The sequence below is a fragment of the Actinoplanes cyaneus genome (genome assembly GCF_016862095.1).
Lineage (GTDB): Bacteria > Actinomycetota > Actinomycetes > Mycobacteriales > Micromonosporaceae > Actinoplanes > Actinoplanes cyaneus.
On record NZ_BOMH01000027.1, the window covers coordinates 138,866 to 154,498 of the forward strand.

13 protein-coding genes are annotated in these 15,633 nt (G+C 70.0%); 8 read left to right on the top strand and 5 right to left on the bottom strand.

Annotation, left to right across the window (positions count from 1 at the left end):
- Window positions 1–102 precede the first annotated feature (102 nt).
- From Acy02nite_RS17650 to Acy02nite_RS17665, 4 genes are all read left to right on the top strand, one after another.
- Window positions 103–546 carry a YciI family protein gene (locus Acy02nite_RS17650; RefSeq protein ID WP_203741919.1) on the top strand — a complete coding sequence of 148 codons (444 nt, stop codon included), beginning with the start codon at window positions 103–105 and terminating at the stop codon, window positions 544–546.
- Between the two features lie 35 nt (window positions 547–581).
- Entirely contained in the window at window positions 582–1,838 is a 1,257-nt protein-coding gene (locus tag Acy02nite_RS17655) for an RNA polymerase sigma factor (RefSeq protein WP_203741920.1), read from the top strand.
- A gap of 195 nt (window positions 1,839–2,033) precedes the next feature.
- A complete protein-coding gene (locus Acy02nite_RS17660) occupies window positions 2,034–3,521 on the top strand; it encodes a COG1361 family protein (RefSeq protein WP_203741922.1) in 1,488 nt (495 codons plus the stop codon).
- Between the two features lie 655 nt (window positions 3,522–4,176).
- The gene (locus tag Acy02nite_RS17665) at window positions 4,177–5,154 is read left to right on the top strand and encodes a polysaccharide deacetylase family protein (RefSeq protein WP_203741924.1); all 978 of its coding nucleotides are present in this window, start codon (window positions 4,177–4,179) and stop codon (window positions 5,152–5,154) included.
- Window positions 5,155–5,321: 167 nt separating this feature from the next.
- Here the strand turns inward: Acy02nite_RS17665 and Acy02nite_RS17670 are convergent, their stop codons facing one another.
- From Acy02nite_RS17670 to Acy02nite_RS17690, 5 genes are all read right to left on the bottom strand, one after another.
- A complete protein-coding gene (locus Acy02nite_RS17670) occupies window positions 5,322–7,085 on the bottom strand; it encodes a CocE/NonD family hydrolase (RefSeq protein ID WP_203741926.1) in 1,764 nt (587 codons plus the stop codon).
- 561 nt (window positions 7,086–7,646) lie between these two features.
- The gene (locus Acy02nite_RS17675; RefSeq protein ID WP_239174961.1) at window positions 7,647–8,159 is read right to left on the bottom strand and encodes a LytR C-terminal domain-containing protein; all 513 of its coding nucleotides are present in this window, start codon (window positions 8,157–8,159) and stop codon (window positions 7,647–7,649) included.
- A 105-nt stretch (window positions 8,160–8,264) separates the two neighbouring features.
- The gene (locus Acy02nite_RS17680; protein WP_203741929.1) at window positions 8,265–8,900 is read right to left on the bottom strand and encodes a 3-oxoacid CoA-transferase subunit B; all 636 of its coding nucleotides are present in this window, start codon (window positions 8,898–8,900) and stop codon (window positions 8,265–8,267) included.
- On the bottom strand, window positions 8,897–9,559 hold the full coding sequence (locus Acy02nite_RS17685; protein ID WP_203741931.1) for a 3-oxoacid CoA-transferase subunit A: 663 nt from the start codon (window positions 9,557–9,559) through the stop codon (window positions 8,897–8,899). The genes Acy02nite_RS17680 and Acy02nite_RS17685 overlap by 4 nt, the downstream gene beginning before the upstream one ends.
- 73 nt (window positions 9,560–9,632) lie before the next feature.
- Window positions 9,633–10,814, bottom strand: a complete 1,182-nt coding sequence (locus tag Acy02nite_RS17690; protein ID WP_203741933.1) for a thiolase family protein — start codon at window positions 10,812–10,814, stop codon at window positions 9,633–9,635.
- 71 nt (window positions 10,815–10,885) lie between these two features.
- Here Acy02nite_RS17690 and Acy02nite_RS17695 point away from each other — a divergent pair, with 71 nt between their 5' ends.
- The 4 genes from Acy02nite_RS17695 to Acy02nite_RS17710 all read left to right on the top strand — a co-directional run bounded on the left by Acy02nite_RS17695 (window position 10,886) and on the right by Acy02nite_RS17710 (window position 15,578).
- Window positions 10,886–11,770: a LysR family transcriptional regulator gene (locus Acy02nite_RS17695; RefSeq protein ID WP_203741935.1), complete on the top strand. Its 885-nt coding sequence runs from the start codon at window positions 10,886–10,888 to the stop codon at window positions 11,768–11,770.
- A gap of 174 nt (window positions 11,771–11,944) precedes the next feature.
- Window positions 11,945–13,693: an FAD-dependent monooxygenase gene (locus Acy02nite_RS17700; RefSeq protein WP_203741937.1), complete on the top strand. Its 1,749-nt coding sequence runs from the start codon at window positions 11,945–11,947 to the stop codon at window positions 13,691–13,693.
- Window positions 13,690–14,670: a maleylacetate reductase gene (locus Acy02nite_RS17705; RefSeq protein ID WP_203741939.1), complete on the top strand. Its 981-nt coding sequence runs from the start codon at window positions 13,690–13,692 to the stop codon at window positions 14,668–14,670. The genes Acy02nite_RS17700 and Acy02nite_RS17705 overlap by 4 nt, the downstream gene beginning before the upstream one ends.
- The gene (locus Acy02nite_RS17710) at window positions 14,667–15,578 is read left to right on the top strand and encodes an intradiol ring-cleavage dioxygenase (RefSeq protein WP_203741941.1); all 912 of its coding nucleotides are present in this window, start codon (window positions 14,667–14,669) and stop codon (window positions 15,576–15,578) included. The genes Acy02nite_RS17705 and Acy02nite_RS17710 overlap by 4 nt, the downstream gene beginning before the upstream one ends.
- Window positions 15,579–15,633 lie beyond the last annotated feature (55 nt).

Consider the following 15,633-nt stretch of genomic DNA (forward strand, 5'->3'; position numbering starts at 1 on the left):
CGGGGTGAGCACCGCGGAAGATTTCTCCGGCAGGGTGTCGAGTGGGCCGTCCGCCGTTCGACGCGTAGGTGAGAAGGCACCCTGACACGAGGAGACAGCGACATGCGGTTCATGGTGATCACCAAGGCCACGGCGGCGAGCGAGGCCGGGGTCATGCCCGCCACCGAGGATTTCGAGACGGCGGGCAAGTTCATCGAGGAACTGGTCGACGCCGGTGTGCTGCTGGCCGCGGAGGGCATCGGGCCCAGTTCCACGGGCGCGCGGATCTACTTCGACGGCGAGAAGAAGACCGTGGTGGACGGCCCGTTCGCCGAGACCAAGGAGCTGATCGCCGGCTTCTACCTGGTCGAGATGAAGTCGCTCGAGGAGTGCGTCGAGTGGTTCCGGCGCTGCCCGCTCCCGCAGGTCGGCCCGGGCGAGTCGACGAACATCGAGATCCGGCGGCTGTACTCGGCGGAGGACTTCGGCGACGAGTTCACCGCCGAGCAGCGGGAGGCCGTCAAGCGCCGCGAGGAGAGCGCCGCCCCGGGCTTCAAGTCGGCGTAGTTGCGGCTGATCGCGCGGTGGGGTAGACGGGTGACGTGGTCACTGACACCCACCGCGCGATCGAGACGGTCTGGCGGATCGAGGCACCCCGGCTGATCGCCGGCCTGACCCGGGTGGTCCGTGACCTCGGGGCGGCCGAGGAGCTGGCGCAGGACGCGCTGGTCGCGGCGCTGGAGCAGTGGCCCGTCGACGGGGTTCCGGACAATCCCGGCGCGTGGCTGATGACCACCGCGAAGCGCCGGGCGATCGACCGGATCCGGCGCGACGAGACGTACCGGCGCAAGCTCGCCGAGGCCGGGCGCGACCTGACGGAGACCTCCCCGGACATCGGCGCGCTGGTGGCCGAGGACGACGGCATCGGCGACGACCTGCTGCGGCTGGTCTTCGTGGCCTGCCATCCGGTGCTGTCGGCCGAGGCGCGCGCCGCGCTGACCTTGCGCCTGCTCGGCGGCCTGACCACCGACGAGATCGCCCGGGCCTTCCTGGTGCCGGAGCCGACGGTGGCGCAGCGGATCGTGCGTGCCAAGAAGACCCTGGCCGCCGCGAAGGTGCCGTTCGAGGTGCCGATGGGCGACGAGCTGGCGTCCCGGCTCTCCTCGGTGCTGGAGGTCGTGTACCTGATCTTCAACGAGGGCTACTCGGCGACCGCCGGTGACGACTGGATGCGCCCGGCGCTCTGCGAGGACGCCCTGCGGCTGGGGCGGGTCCTGGCCCGGCTGGCGCCGCGCGAGCCGGAGGTGCACGGCCTGGTCGCGCTGATGGAGATCCAGGCGTCCCGGTCGGCCGCGCGCACCGGGCCGGGCGGTGAGCCGATCCTGCTGGCCGATCAGAACCGGGCCCGTTGGGATCAGCTGCTCGTCCGCCGTGGCCTGACCGCGCTGCGGCGGGCCGAGTCGCTGACCGGTGACCGCCCCGGGCCGTACGTGTTGCAGGCCGCGATCGCCGCCTGCCACGCGCGCGCCCGGCACTTCGAGGACACCGACTGGGAGCGGATCGCCGGGCTCTACGAGGGGCTGGCGCAGGCCACGCCGTCGCCGGTGGTCGAGCTGAACCGGGCGGTCGCGCTCTCCATGGCGTACGGGCCGGAGGCTGGTCTTGATCTGCTGGATCAGCTGATGGCCTTCCCGGCTCTGCGCGACTACCACCTGATGCCCAGCGCTCGCGGTGACTTCCTGGTCAGGCTCGGCCGGTCCGCCGAGGCGCGGGCCGAGTTCGAGCGGGCCGCGTCGCTGACCCGCAACGAGCGGGAGCGCACGCTCCTTCTCGACCGGGCCGCCGCCTGCGACCGCTGACCCGACGTCCCCTGCCGGGTCTCCTGCGGTGCCGTCGTCGCTGATCGTGCCCGGCCCGCCCGTCCGGCCTCGCCCGGCGGCGTCGCGTCCCGACGAGATGGGCCGATCAGCCGATGATCATGCGCGGGTGCCGGTCTACGCTGCTCACGCTTCCTGTCCGCCGAGCTGAGCGGGCGCCTTCGAAGAACGGTGATCATGAGTCTGCGTGCCCTGCTCCGCCGCCTCGTCCTGCCCCCGCTCGCCGCGGGTCTGGCCGTGGCCGGCCTGGCCCTGCCCGCCCGGGCGGATTCGCTCACCGACTTCCCGCTGCTGGCGCTCGACTTCACCGACACGATCACCGTGGTCGACGGGCAGTCGAAGACGGTCAGGTTCGCCGTCGACAACCTCGCCGGCGGCGGTGCGGCCGAGGACACGGTGATCCGGTTCGGTTCGCTGCCGGTCGGCCTCGGTTTCGTGCCGCCGGCCGGCTGTTCGGCCACCGAGTGCAAGCTGGGTACGCTCGCGCCCGGGAAGAAACACAGCTACACCTTCACCGTGAAGCCGGACAGCACGGTCCCGCTCACCTCGTCGTTCACGGTGAGTCTCGTGCTCGGCGGCGAGGAGCTGGACGGGATCGACGTGCAGGTGGTTCGCACCACCCGGTCCTCGGCCGACCTCGAGATCAGCGCCGTCAAGGACCTCGAACTGAGCCGCGGCGAGTCTGCGAGCCTGCCGCCGGTCACCATCCGGAACACCGGCAGTGGCACGTCCGCAACCCTCGGCCTGATCCTGGGGTCCCTGGACGGCGTCGCGCCCGACATGGACCGCTACCGCAACTGCGAGCATGACGACGTCGAGGGAGTCGTGGTCTGCGTTCTCGACCAGACGCTGGCCCCGGGTCAGAAGGCCGCCGTCGACCCATCCACCCCGTTGGCGTTCCGGCTCGGCAAGAACACGCCCGGCCCGGCGAGCTACAGCGCTGCGGTCTTCGCCGTGGGCCTGACCGACAAGTACGTGGCCGCGTTCACCAAGCGCAACGCGGGCCGGACCGGTGACACGCTGGCCCTGAAGACCACCTCCTCGGCGGCGGGCCTCACCGACGGCGACGTCGGCGACGACCTCAACCCCGACGACAACGCCGCCACCTTCCAGGTCACCGCGCCGACCGCGCCCGCGGACGGCAAGGCCGTCGGCGCCGTCTTCCGCGGCGCGCCCGGCGACCGGGTCACCGTCGAGGTCGGCACGGAGAACCTGGGCCCGTTCGCGACGGTGCCGCTGAGCCTCACCTCGCTGAGGTACGTGCACGTCCAGCTGCCGACGGGGGTCACGCTGAACGCGGCCGACGACATGTGCCTGCCGGGCACCTCCCCCAAGGACGTCGCGCTGGACGGTGCGCCCGCCGGCCGGGACTGGGTCTGCCTGGTCCTCGTTCAGGTGCCCAAGGGTCGCAAGAGCCTGTTCACCCTGACCGCCACGATCGAGGACGGCGCGCACGAGGCCGGGTTCGTGCAGGCGGAGAACGGTGTGCAGGACACCGTGGCGGGCAACGACCGGGCGCCGCTGACCGTGGAGGTGCAGGACAGCCTGCCGCTGACCGGCCCGTCGGCCGGGCTGCTGGCCGGGGCGGGCGCGGTGCTGCTCGTGGCGGGCCTGTTCGTGGTCCGGATGGCACGCCGCCGCCGCATCGTCACCGTCGTGGACTGACACGAACCGGCGAAGGGCGCCGGCGGCTGGGGTACGTGACCCGGCCGCCGGCGCTTTTCTGTCTGCTCTGACCGCGCCCACCCATGGACGCCGCCCTTGCGGGGCGAGCGTTCTGGCCGCCCCAGCGGCCTGCTCGGCCCGGAAGGGTCCCCGCGGGAGCGGCGGAGAAGGACCACAGCGGAGAGGGGACCTGATTGTCTTCCTGTCCGAAACTTTCGGTAATGGTCTCCGCAACTTGGTGGATGTTACGAAGCCAAGCCGCAATCGTGAACGCTAACAACGGCATTGGGCTGCGCACATTTCTCGACAGGCGCGATGTTCAGTACCGATATGTTTCCGTAAGTTGTTGACAGCGCCGTATCGACGGGCAAATACTCACGCTGTCGGCAGGGATCGCCCACCGTCGATCAGAGTCGGCTTCTGCTTCCGCCCGCCTGGCTCCCCATCCAGGCTTCCCTGAAGGAAACCGCAATGCCAGACGCTCCCGCGCAACCCCGCAATCGGGCCGCCTCAGAATGGCTTTCGGTGTCGCCTGCACCGCAGACGCTGGTGGCCGGCAATTCGTTCGGCGTGACGATCCGGGCAACGGTGACCGGACGTGGCCTTCCGTGTCCTGTTCCGCAAGCTGACGCCCTACCCGGAAAGGGGTTGGAGAATGCGTAAGATCACTGCCGCCGGACTCGCCGCACTGACCGTCTTCGCCAGTTTCGTGGCCATCAACGTCACCACCGAATCGGAGGCGGCCACCTGCAACGGCTATGTGGGACTGACCTATGACGACGGCCCGACCGCCGGAAACACGCAGAATCTGCTGAACACCCTCAAGGCCAACGGGCTGCGGGCCACGATGTTCAACGAGGGGCAATACGCCGCGGCCAATCCCGGCCTGGTCAGGGCTCAGGTGGACGCGGGAATGTGGGTGGGCAACCACAGCTACACGCACCCGCATCTGACGCAGCAGAGCCAGGCGACAATCGATTCGGAGATTTCCCGTACGCAATCGGCGATCGCCAATGCGGGCGGCGGCACCCCGAAGTTGTTCCGGCCGCCGTACGGGGAAACGAATGCGACGCTCAAGTCCGTCGAGCAGAGATACGGACTCACCGAGATCATCTGGGATGTCGACTCGCAGGACTGGAACAATGCGAGCACCGACGCCATCGTGGCGGCCGCGAGCCGGCTCACCAACGGGCAGGTCATCCTGATGCACGACTGGCCGGCCAACACGGTCGCCGCCATTCCGCGCATCGCCCAGGGTCTGGCCAGCCGTAACCTGTGCGCCGGGATGATCTCGCCGTCGACCGGCAGGGCTGTCGCACCCACCGGGAACGGCGGTGGCGGTGGCACCAGCACGCCGCCGCAGAACGGCACGTGCACGGCGTCGCTGTCAGCCGGCTCGTCGTGGAGTGACCGCTACAACCTCAACGTCACCGTCTCCGGCTCCAGCAACTGGACGGTCACGCTGAACATCCCGTCCCCGGCGAAGGTTCTCTCCACCTGGAACACGACGGCGAGTTACCCGAACGCGCAGACGCTCGTCGCCAAGCCGAACGGCAGCGGCAACGCCTTCGGCCTCACCGTGCAGGCCAACGGCAACTGGAACTGGCCGTCGGTCTCCTGCAGTACCGCCTGACCTTCCCGCTCCCAGGGCGCGGCGGCCGGTTCCCACCGGCCGCCGCGTCGGCGCTTGCCGGCTCCCCCACTCTCGCCGCGGGCTGTCCGGCGCACACCCTTCGCCACGGGTGAATCGCCGTGACCGTCGGCTGCCCGGCCCGGTGCCGGGCCGGGCAGCCGGTGCGGTCAGCGACCGAGCCGGAACGTTCCCGGGCCGACCCCGGTCAGCGTCCGGGTGTACTGCCGCAGGTACGTGTCGAGGAACGGCGACCGGTCCCCCTGCGTCGGCACGTCGAACCGCGGGTTCTGCAACTCCAGGCCCAGCCGGGCCCGGGTGACCGCGATCGTGTTGCCGCTCGGGGTGTCCAGCCAGCTCCCGCTGCCGATCGTGCCGATCTGGACACCGAGCTGGTGGCCGGGCTCCAAGGTCCAGTCGGTGGACTTCAGGTCGAACGCGACCCGGCCCGCCCGCTCGATCAGCGCCACGTTCTCGTCGAACATCACCGAGCTGCCGCCCGGAGCGACGTCCCACAGCCGCACCATGACGTTGCCGGGCGCGCTCGCGTTCAGCGTGACCGCCGGGGTGGCGGTGATCCGCAGGCGCGACTTCACCGGCGTCGACCAGCTGAAGTAGCTGTGCGCGTCGTCGAAGGCGAGTTTGTTCGCGGCGAGCGGGGCAGTATCGGCGTAGTGCTCCATGTCCCACTGCTGCCCGGCCGGCGCGGCGAGCGTGGACGGAATGCCGTCGTCCACGTACTGCCCGTCCACCAGGCTCTCCGTGCTCGCCGAGGTCGGCAGCGGCCAGGTCGGCTGCGCGCGCCAGACGCCGGTGCTGTCCTCGATCGCGTACGCGGGATCCTTGACCGCCGGCCGGATGCCCTTCAGATACCGGTCGTAGAAGCGCATGACCTCGTCGAAGAAGCCGGCCCGCCCCTGGAGCAGCTGCCCGTCACCGTTCGTCTCGTTGCCGCGGACGTGCTCCCACTGCCCGAGCCAGCCGCGCTCGACGCCGCGGTGGTTGTCCAGGAACTCCTCCATGTCCTCGGGCTTGGTGTTGTTCTCGATGAAGCCCTGCGTGACGAAGAGCGGGGTGCTCGTGCCCTTCGCGCTCGCCGCCAGGTTGCGGGCCCGCCAGTAGGGCGAGTTCAGCTCAGGGTTGTTGTTGTTCGTCACGTTGTCGGACAGGCACTGCGGGTGACCCGTCTCGTAGGTCGCGTTGGCCTTGTACCGGGCGCTGTCGTCGGGCAGCGGCGCCAGCGTCGCGATGCTGTTGTAGGCGTTCGGCGTGCCGGTCACGTTCGGCCGCGGAACCTCGTTGCTGAACAGGTAGTTGTACATGTTCCACACCGGCTCCTGCGCCACGACGGCCTTCAGGGCTCCAAGTCGCAGGTTGTTGCCGACCAGGCCGGTCACGGCGTCGTAGGACTTGCCGTACATGCCGACCTTCCCGGTCGACCACGGCTGGGAGGCGGCCCACTGGATGGCGGCTTTCACATCCGCCTGCTCACCCGGCCCCACCCAGTCCAGGCAACCGGTGCTGCCGCCGAAACCCCGCAAATCCACCATGACGTACGTGTAACCGCGCGCGAACAGGTCGGTGCCGGTGGTGAAGTCCGCGAACCGGGCGGACGGACCGGTCTGCGCCCACCCCTCCGGCCCGGTCTGCCCGGCATGCGCGAAGTACGGCCCGATCGCCAGGATCACCGGTGTCTTCGTCCGGGCCGGCAGGTTCGCCGGCCGCAGCACATCGGCGTGCAGCTCGACGCCGCTGCGATCGGCGGACGGGAAGTACTCCTCGGTCCACACCGAGCCCTCCGGCACGCGTGGGTTCTCCTCGTGAGTGACCCCCTTCGGCGCCGGCGCGGCGGTGGCGGCGGTCGCCGTCCCACTCACCGCGAGCGCCACCGCCGCAATCAGCGCGGCGGTGGCCGCCCCTCTGCGTATGCTCATCTGCCCTCCATTGAATCGACCAGCATCTCTGCGAGTCTCGACGCTATCCCGTCAGCGTCCTCAATGGAGTCGGTCAGAGGTGAGAAAGTCCACGGCTCTTCCGCGTCGCGTCCGCGCCCCGGCGTTGTCACCGGCGGAGCCCAGCTCGTGCCGGGAGCCTGCCCATCGGCAGTGGGCCCTGGCTGAGGTCGACGAGGCCGTGGCCCCGCCGGGAAGCTCCCGGCCACCCCGCGCCTACGCTCCTCGGCGCTACCAGGCACGGACGGGAACACCGCGTCGACGCGGCCTGCGCTTCGCACAGTTGCCGGACATGAGTGGGCCACACCGAAGCAGCCCACAAAGCCCGCCGGACACAAGCAAGCCCAACCGAAGCGCACCCTCGACACAGCCCACCGCGCACGCGGTTGCCGTACCTGAGCAGGCGACACAGGAGCCGCATCCATGGAGCGGCCTGCCGCTCCGCGAGTTCAGGCCACAGCTACCGGGCGGGATGGCCGCGCAGCCGAAGGATGATCAGGCTACGCAGTCGCGGGGTGATCAGGCTACGCAGTCGCGGGATGATCAGGCCGCGCAGGTGCCCGGCGGCACGGTGGGCTCGCCGAGCTGCGCCAGCGACTGGTTCACCTCGGTGAACGTGGCCAGCTGCCGATACCGCGAGCCGATCACCACGTCGATCACGTCGCTGGTCCGCGCCGGGTTGAACTGCGGCTCCGCGTCGCCCAGGAAGAACGCCCGGATCCACTGCGCCGCACCGACCGTCTTCGGCCCGAACTGCACGACCGCGATCTGGTCGACCTTCGTCTTGCTCTTCACGGCCGGCTGCACCTGGAAGCCACGGTTCTTGAAGTCCTCGCTGACCTGCTCGGCGACACCGGTTGTCCGGGTCCCGTTGAGCACGCGCAGCTTCACCTGCTCGGCGTTGTCGGGCAGCTTGACGTTCACCTTGGCGGTGCAGCTCTCACTCGCTATCGCCACGCCCTGGGTATCGTGAACCACCGCGACGACCGCGACAGCGGCAGCCGTGGCAGCCATGGCGCTGATGACGCGGTAGGCCCGCGATCGCGTGTCCTTCATGCCACCCTTGTGCCCACCGCCCGGGCGCGGTGAACCTTCCTCTATCAAGCCGTGACGTCCCGGCCGGTGATCTCGCTCTCACCAACGAGACCCCCGGACGCCCGGTTACTCGGCTTCCCGCAATGGCACCGCCAGTCGTGCGCTGAGCTCGTCGAACGAGATGCCGAACGTCTCCCGGACCACCACGCCACCGGCCGTGATCACGAACGTCGCCAAATCGGTGTAGATCCGGTTCACACACCCCAGCCCGGTCAGCGGGTACGTGCAGTCGGGCACCAGCTTCGGCGTCCCGACCTTGGTGAACAGGGTCATCATCACGTAGACGCTCTTGGCCCCGACCGCGAGATCCATCGCGCCGCCGACGGCGGGGATCGCATCGGGCTCGCCGGTGTGCCAGTTGGCCAGGTCGCCGCGCGCCGAGACCTGGAACGCGCCGAGCACACACACGTCCAGGTGCCCGCCGCGCATCATCGCGAACGAGTCGGCATGGTGGAAATACGCCGAGCCGGGAAGCTCGGTCACCGGCACCTTGCCCGCGTTGATCAGGTCGGGGTCGATCTGGTCGCCGGTCGCGGCCGGGCCCATGTTCAGCATGCCGTTCTCGGTGTGCAGCACGATGCCCGCGTCGGCCGGCAGGTGGTCGGCGACCAGGGTCGGCTGGCCGATCCCGAGGTTCACGAACGAGCCGGCCTCGATGTCACGGGCCACCAGCGCCGCCATCTCGTGCTTGTTCAGGCTCATACGGCCACCACCCGGTCGACGTAGATGCTCGGGGTCACGATCACTTCGGGGTCGAGCCGCCCGGTGTCGACGATCTCGGTGACCTGGGCGATCACCGTCCTACCGGCGGTCGCCATGACCGGCCCGAAGTTACGCGCGGTCTTGCGGTAGACCAGGTTGCCCATCCGGTCCGACCGGTAGGCCCCGATCAGCGCGACGTCACCCTTGATCGGGAACTCCAGCACATACGTCCGGCCGTCGATCTCCCGGGTCTCCTTGCCCTCGGCCAGGGGTGTGCCGACCGCGGTCGGACAGTAGAACGCGCCGATCCCGGCCCCGGCGGCCCGCATCCGCTCGGCGAGGTTGCCCTGCGGCACGACCTCCAGCTCGATCTTGCCGGCCCGGTAGAGCCCGTCGAACACCCACGAGTCCGACTGCCGCGGGAACGAGCAGATCACCTTGCGGACACGGCCCTTGGCCAGCAGCGCGGCTAGCCCGGTGTCCCCGTTCCCGGCGTTGTTGGACACCACCGTGAGATCGGTGGCGCCCTGCTCGATCAGCGCGTCGATCAGCTGCACGGGCATCCCCGCCAGCCCGAACCCGCCGATCAGGATGGTCGACCCATCCTCGATGCCGGCAACCGCCTCCGCCGTACTGTCGCAGATCTTGACGGCGCTCATGCCGTCACCTGCGCCCCGGGGCGCCGCCGGGAAGGGTCCGGCACTGAGCCCGATAATGCGCTCCCACGCTCGCTCATGCCACGTTCTCCAGGACGACGGCGAGAGCCTGACCCACGCCGATGCAGATGGCCGCGACGCCGTAGCGCCCGCCGGACTCCTTGAGCCGCGCGGCGAGCGTGCCCAGGATCCGGCCGCCGGACGCGCCGAGCGGATGCCCGATGGCGATCGCGCCGCCCTTGGCGTTGACGATCTCCGGGTCGATGTCCCACGCGTCGACACAGGCCAGCGACTGCACCGCGAACGCCTCGTTCAGCTCGACCGCCGCAACGTCCGCCCAGGTGATCCCGGCGCGGGCGAGGGCGCGGTCGGCGGCCTCGACGGGCGCGAAGCCGAACATCACCGGGTCGACAGCGGCGACCCCGCGCCCGGCGACGCGGGCGATCGGTGCCGACCCGATCCGGTCGGCGGCGGCCTCGGAGCCGAGCAGGATCGCGGACGCCCCGTCGTTGAGCGGTGACGCGTTGCCTGCCGTGATCGTCCCGTCGGGACGGAACGACGGCTTCAGCCTCGCCAGTTTCTCCGCCGAGGAGCCCGGCCGGATGCCCTCGTCACGGTCGAGATCCGCCCCGGGAACCGGCACCACCAGGTCGTTGTAGAAGCCGGCGTCCCACGCGGCGTCGGCCAGGTTGTGGGAGCGGGCGGCGAACTCGTCCTGCCGCTCGCGGGAGATCCCGAACTTGTCGCCGAGCAACTCGTTGCACTCGCCCAGCGAGATCGTCCACTCCTTCGGCATGTTGTCGTTGACCAGCCGCCAGCCCAGCGTGGTCGACACCGCGGTCAGGTTGCCGGCCGGGAAGGCCCGTGACGGCTTCGGCAGCACCCAGGGCGCCCGGGTCATCGACTCGACCCCGCCGGCCACCACCACGTCGGCGTCGCCGGACTCGATCGTGCGCGAACCGATGATCGCGGCATCCAGGGAGGAGCCGCAGAGCCGGTTCACCGTGTTCGCCGGGACGGAGACGGGGAGGCCGGCGAGGAGCACGGCCATCCGGCCGACGTTACGGTTGTCCTCGCCGGCCTGGTTCGCACAACCCCACACGACGTCGCCGATCGCGGCCGGATCCAGGCCGGGAGCCTTGTTCAACACGCCTTGCAGGGCGATCGCGGCCAGATCGTCCGGACGGCTCTCGGCGAGGGCGCCGCCGAACCGCCCGAACGGTGTGCGGGCCGCGGCGTAGAGGTACGCGGAAGTCATGCCATCCAACCTAGGCCCAGCGCACCGATTGTGGCCAATACTGAATCACGCTGGATTGATAAGCTGCGTGCATGGATCTGCGTCACCTGCGCTCGTTCGTGGCGCTCGCCGAGGAGCGGCACTTCGGCCGGGCCGCCGAGCGCCTGCACCTCGCCCAACCCGCCTTGTCACAGCAGGTCAAGCAGCTGGAGCGGGAGTTCGGCGTGCAGCTGGTCAGCCGCACCACGCGGCGGGTCGAGCTGACCGAGGCCGGGCTGCGCTTCGCCGAGCACGCCCGCACCGTGCTGGCTTCGGTCGAGCGCGCCGCCACCGACATGTCCCTGTTCGCCTCCGGGCACACCGGGCGGGTCTCGGTCGGCTTCATCGGCACCGCCACCTATGACCTGCTCCCCCAGGCGACCCGTGAAGTGCGGCGTCTGCTGCCGGAGGTGCGGCTGGAGGTGCACGGTGAGTCGCTGAGCCCGGCGTTGCTCGACGGCCTGCTGGACGGGACGTACGACCTGGTCGTCCTGCGTCCCGACGGCATCGTCCGGCCCGAGCTGGACCTGCGTGTGCTGCGCACCGAGCGCCTGATCGCGGTGCTGCCCGACTGGCACGACCTGGCCGACCGCGAGAGCATCGACCTGTCCGAGTTGTCCCGCGACCCGTTCGTCATGCACTTCTCCGGCCACCGCTCGTCGATGCACGAGCACGTGCTGGCCGCGTGCGCCGCTGCCGGTTTCCGGCCCGCCTCGATCATGGAGGTGGGCGAGACCGCGACCCTGGTCGTCTTCGTCGCCGCCGGCCTGGGCGTGGCTTTGGTCCCCGAGGCGGTCCGCAGTCTCGACCTCGAGGGCGTCGACTACGTGCTGATCGACAATGCGCCGACCATCGACCTGGCGATCGCGACCCGGGCCGGCGAGAGCTCGGCGGCGGTTCGTCAGGTGGCCGACATCGTCGTACGCTGCTCCTCGTGACCCCGCCTCGGCGGCTGGAGTGCGACGGACCTACGACGCATCTCTCCCTCTCCGTGATCGTGAATCTCCGCCGCGCACGCAGATTTCCGCCTTCTTTTCTCGCACGGGCTTGCTCTGCCCCTGGGGCAGACCACCAGACTGGCCCCGAACACCGCCGGCGAAGGAGGCAGAACCATGGTCGTGACCACCGATGTGCTCGTCGTGGGCTCGGGTCCGGCCGGCGCGGGCGCGGCTCTGCTGCTGTCCACGCTCGGCATCCCGAACATCATGATCACGAAGTATCGGTGGACCGCGAACACGCCTCGCGCGCACATCACCAACCAGCGCGCGATGGAGGTCTTCCGCGACGCCGGCATCGAGCAGCAGGTTCTCGCCGACGCCACACCGCACCATCTGATGGGCGACACGGTCTTCTGCACCGCGATCGCCGGTGAGGAGATCGGCCGGATCCTCACGTGGGGCACGCACCCGGGCCGGCACGGGGACTATGAGCTGGCCTCGCCGTGCCTGCCGGTCGACATTCCGCAGACCTATCTGGAGCCGATCCTGGTCCGCAACGCGACCGAGCGCGGCACGCGGACCCTGTTCTCCACCGAATACCTGAGCCACCATCAGGATGATGACGGCGTCGACGTCGACGTGCGCGACCGTGTCACCGGCCAGGAATACACGATCCGCGCGAAGTATCTGATCGGCGCCGACGGCGCTCGCTCCCAGGTGGCCGAGGACATCGGGCTGCCGATGGAGGGCGCCATGGACATCGCCGGGTCCATGAACATCAACTTCAAGGCAGACCTTTCGCCGTACGTCGGAAACCGTCCCGCGGTGCTGTATTGGGTGATCCAGCCGGGGTCGAATGTCGGCGGCATCGGCGCGCGCCTGGTCCGCATGATCCGGCCGTGGAACGAGTGGCTGATCGTCTGGGGTTACGACATCACCCAGCCACCACCGGTCGTCGACGAGGCTGCCGCCGTCGCCGTCGTCCGCAGTCTGCTCGGCCTGCCCGGCATCGACGTCGAGATCACCGGCACATCGTTGTGGGGCAACAACGAGATGTTCGCGAGACGGCTGCACCACGGGCGGGTGTTCTGCGCCGGCGACGCCGTCCACCGGCACCCGCCGTCCAACGGCCTCGGATCGAACACGTCGATCCAGGACTCCTACAACCTGGCCTGGAAGCTCGCCGCGGTGCTGCGCGGCCAGGCCGATCCGTCACTGCTGGAGACCTATACGACCGAGCGTGCTCCGGTTGCCGAGCAGATCGTCACCCGGGCCAACCGGTCGAGCCGCGAGTTCGTGCAGTTCTTCGAGGTGCTGGGCCTGCTCGACGCAAAGGACGAGACCGAGATGGCAGCGCGGATCGAGGAGCGCAAGGCGAACACCCCGGCCGGCGCCGCCAAGCGGGCCGCCCTGGTGTCCGCGATGGAGCTCAAGCACTACGAGTTCAACGCGCACGGGGTCGAACTCGGCCAGTTCTACGAGTCGGCCGCGATCGTCGGCGACGGTTCCACCCGTCCCGAGCCGGCCCGCGATCCGGAGCTCTTCTACGAGCCGTCCACCGTCCCCGGCTCGCGGCTGCCGCACGTCTGGGTCGGCGACGCCCGCCACCGCGTCTCGACGCTGGATCTTGCCCCGATGACCCGGTTCACCCTGTTCACCGGCATCGCCGGCGAGGCCTGGGCAGACGTCGCGGAGAAGGTCGCGCAGGACCTCGGCGTGCCGCTCGAGACCGTGGTGATCGGTCCCGGCCGAGCGGTGACGGATCTGTACTACGACTGGGCCCGTGTCCGCGAGGTCGGCGAGGACGGGGCCATTCTGGTCCGCCCTGACAAACACATCGGCTGGCGCTCGACGAGCCTGCCCGGCGACCCGTACCGGGCCCTGCGCTCCGCGCTGGCCACAATTCTGGGACGGGCAACATGAACTTCACCCACGAGACCCTGCCGCAGCGGGTTGTCTTCGCCTCCGGGCAGGCGTTCACGCGGCTGCCCGAGGAGGTCGCCAGATTCGGTGAGCGACCGCTGGTGATCAGCACCCGCGCCGACGGGGTGCTCCCCGGCGCGGCGTATTTCCGTGAGGTCGCGATGCACGTCCCGGTCGAGGTGGCGAACCGTGCGCGGGAGGCCGCGGAGAAGCACGACGTGCTGGTCAGCGTCGGTGGCGGTTCCACGACCGGGCTGGCCAAGGCGGTGGCGCTGACCACCGGCCTGCCGATCGTCGCGGTCCCCACGACATTCGCTGGGTCGGAGGCCACCAACGTCTGGGGCCTGACCGAGAACGGTCGTAAGACCACCGGCTCCGACGACCGGGTGCTCCCCCGCACGGTCCTCTACGACGCCGCACTGACCCTGCCTCTGCCCGACGACATGGCGGTCGCTTCCGGGCTGAACGCGCTGGCCCACTGTGTCGACTCGATGTGGGCGCCACGCGCCGACCCGATCAACCAGACCCTGGCGCTGGAAGGCATCCGTGCGTTGCGGGCCGGCCTGCCACGGCACGACCTGGAGGGCAGAGAGCAGACCTTGTACGGGGCCCACCTGGCCGCGGTCGCGTTCGCCTCCGCCGGGTCGGGCCTGCACCACAAGATCTGTCACGTGCTCGGTGGCATGTTCAACCTGCCTCACGCGCAGACCCACGCCGTCGTCCTGCCGCACGTGACCGCGCTGAACATCTCCGGCGTACCGCCGCACATCGCGGATGTCCTGATCGGACTGCGCGGCCTGCGCGAGGAGGTCGGCGCGCCGCGGGCCCTCCGCGACTTCGGCTTCCGCGACATCGACATCCCGGCCGCCGTCGACGCGATCCTCCCAGTCGTGCCGGCCGGCAACCCGGTGCCCGTAACCGCCGGGACCCTGACCGCATTGCTGCACCACGCCTGGGCCGGTGAGGAGCCGACATGAGTGCCGAACAGCAGGCGCGCGAGCAGCAGCTCACCGAGCGCGTCGTCACGTCCTTCGAGAACACGCCCGACCCGCGCCTCAAGGAGGTGACCCAGGCCCTCACCCGGCACCTGCACGCGTTCATCCGTGAGGTCCGGCTGACCGAGGCCGAGTGGCAGCAAGCGATCGCGTTCCTGACCGCGACAGGGCACCTCACCGACGACCGGCGGCAGGAGTTCATTCTGCTCTCCGACGTGTTCGGCGCGTCCATGCAGACCGTGACGGTCAACAACGAGGCGTACCGGGATGCCACCGAGGCCACCGTGCTCGGCCCGTTCTTCGTGGCGGACTCCCCCGAGATCCCGCCCGGCGGCGACATCGCCGGTGAAGCGCCCGGGCAGCCGTGCTGGGTGGAGGGCACGGTCACCGACACCGACGGCAAGCCGGTGCCGGGCGCGCGGATCGAGGTGTGGGAGGCCGACGACGACGGCTTCTACGATGTTCAGTACGACGACGATCGCACCGCCGCGCGCGGCCACCTGTTCTCCGGGCCGGACGGGTCGTACCGGTTCTGGGCGATCGTGCCCACGCCCTATCCGATCCCGCACGACGGCCCGGTCGGCACGCTCCTGACAGCCACCGGCCGTTCCCCGCTGCGCGCCTCCCACCTGCACTTCATGGTCGAGGCGGAAGGCTTGCGCACCCTGGTGACGCACATCTTCGTACGCGGCGACAAGCTGCTCGACTCCGACAGCGTCTTCGGCGTCCGCGACTCCCTGATCAAGGACTTCGTGCCCCATCCGCCCGGCACCCCCACCCCGGACGGCCGTGACCTCGGTGACCGCCCATGGACCAGGGTGCGCTTCGACATCGTCCTCGCCCCGGCCCCCGGAGTGCCAGCCGGCGCTCAGGCCCCAGATCGGAGGTAGGGCTCCGAGGCGCGCCACTGGCAGCGCGAGCCGTCGTCCAGTTCGGAGCGGCGGC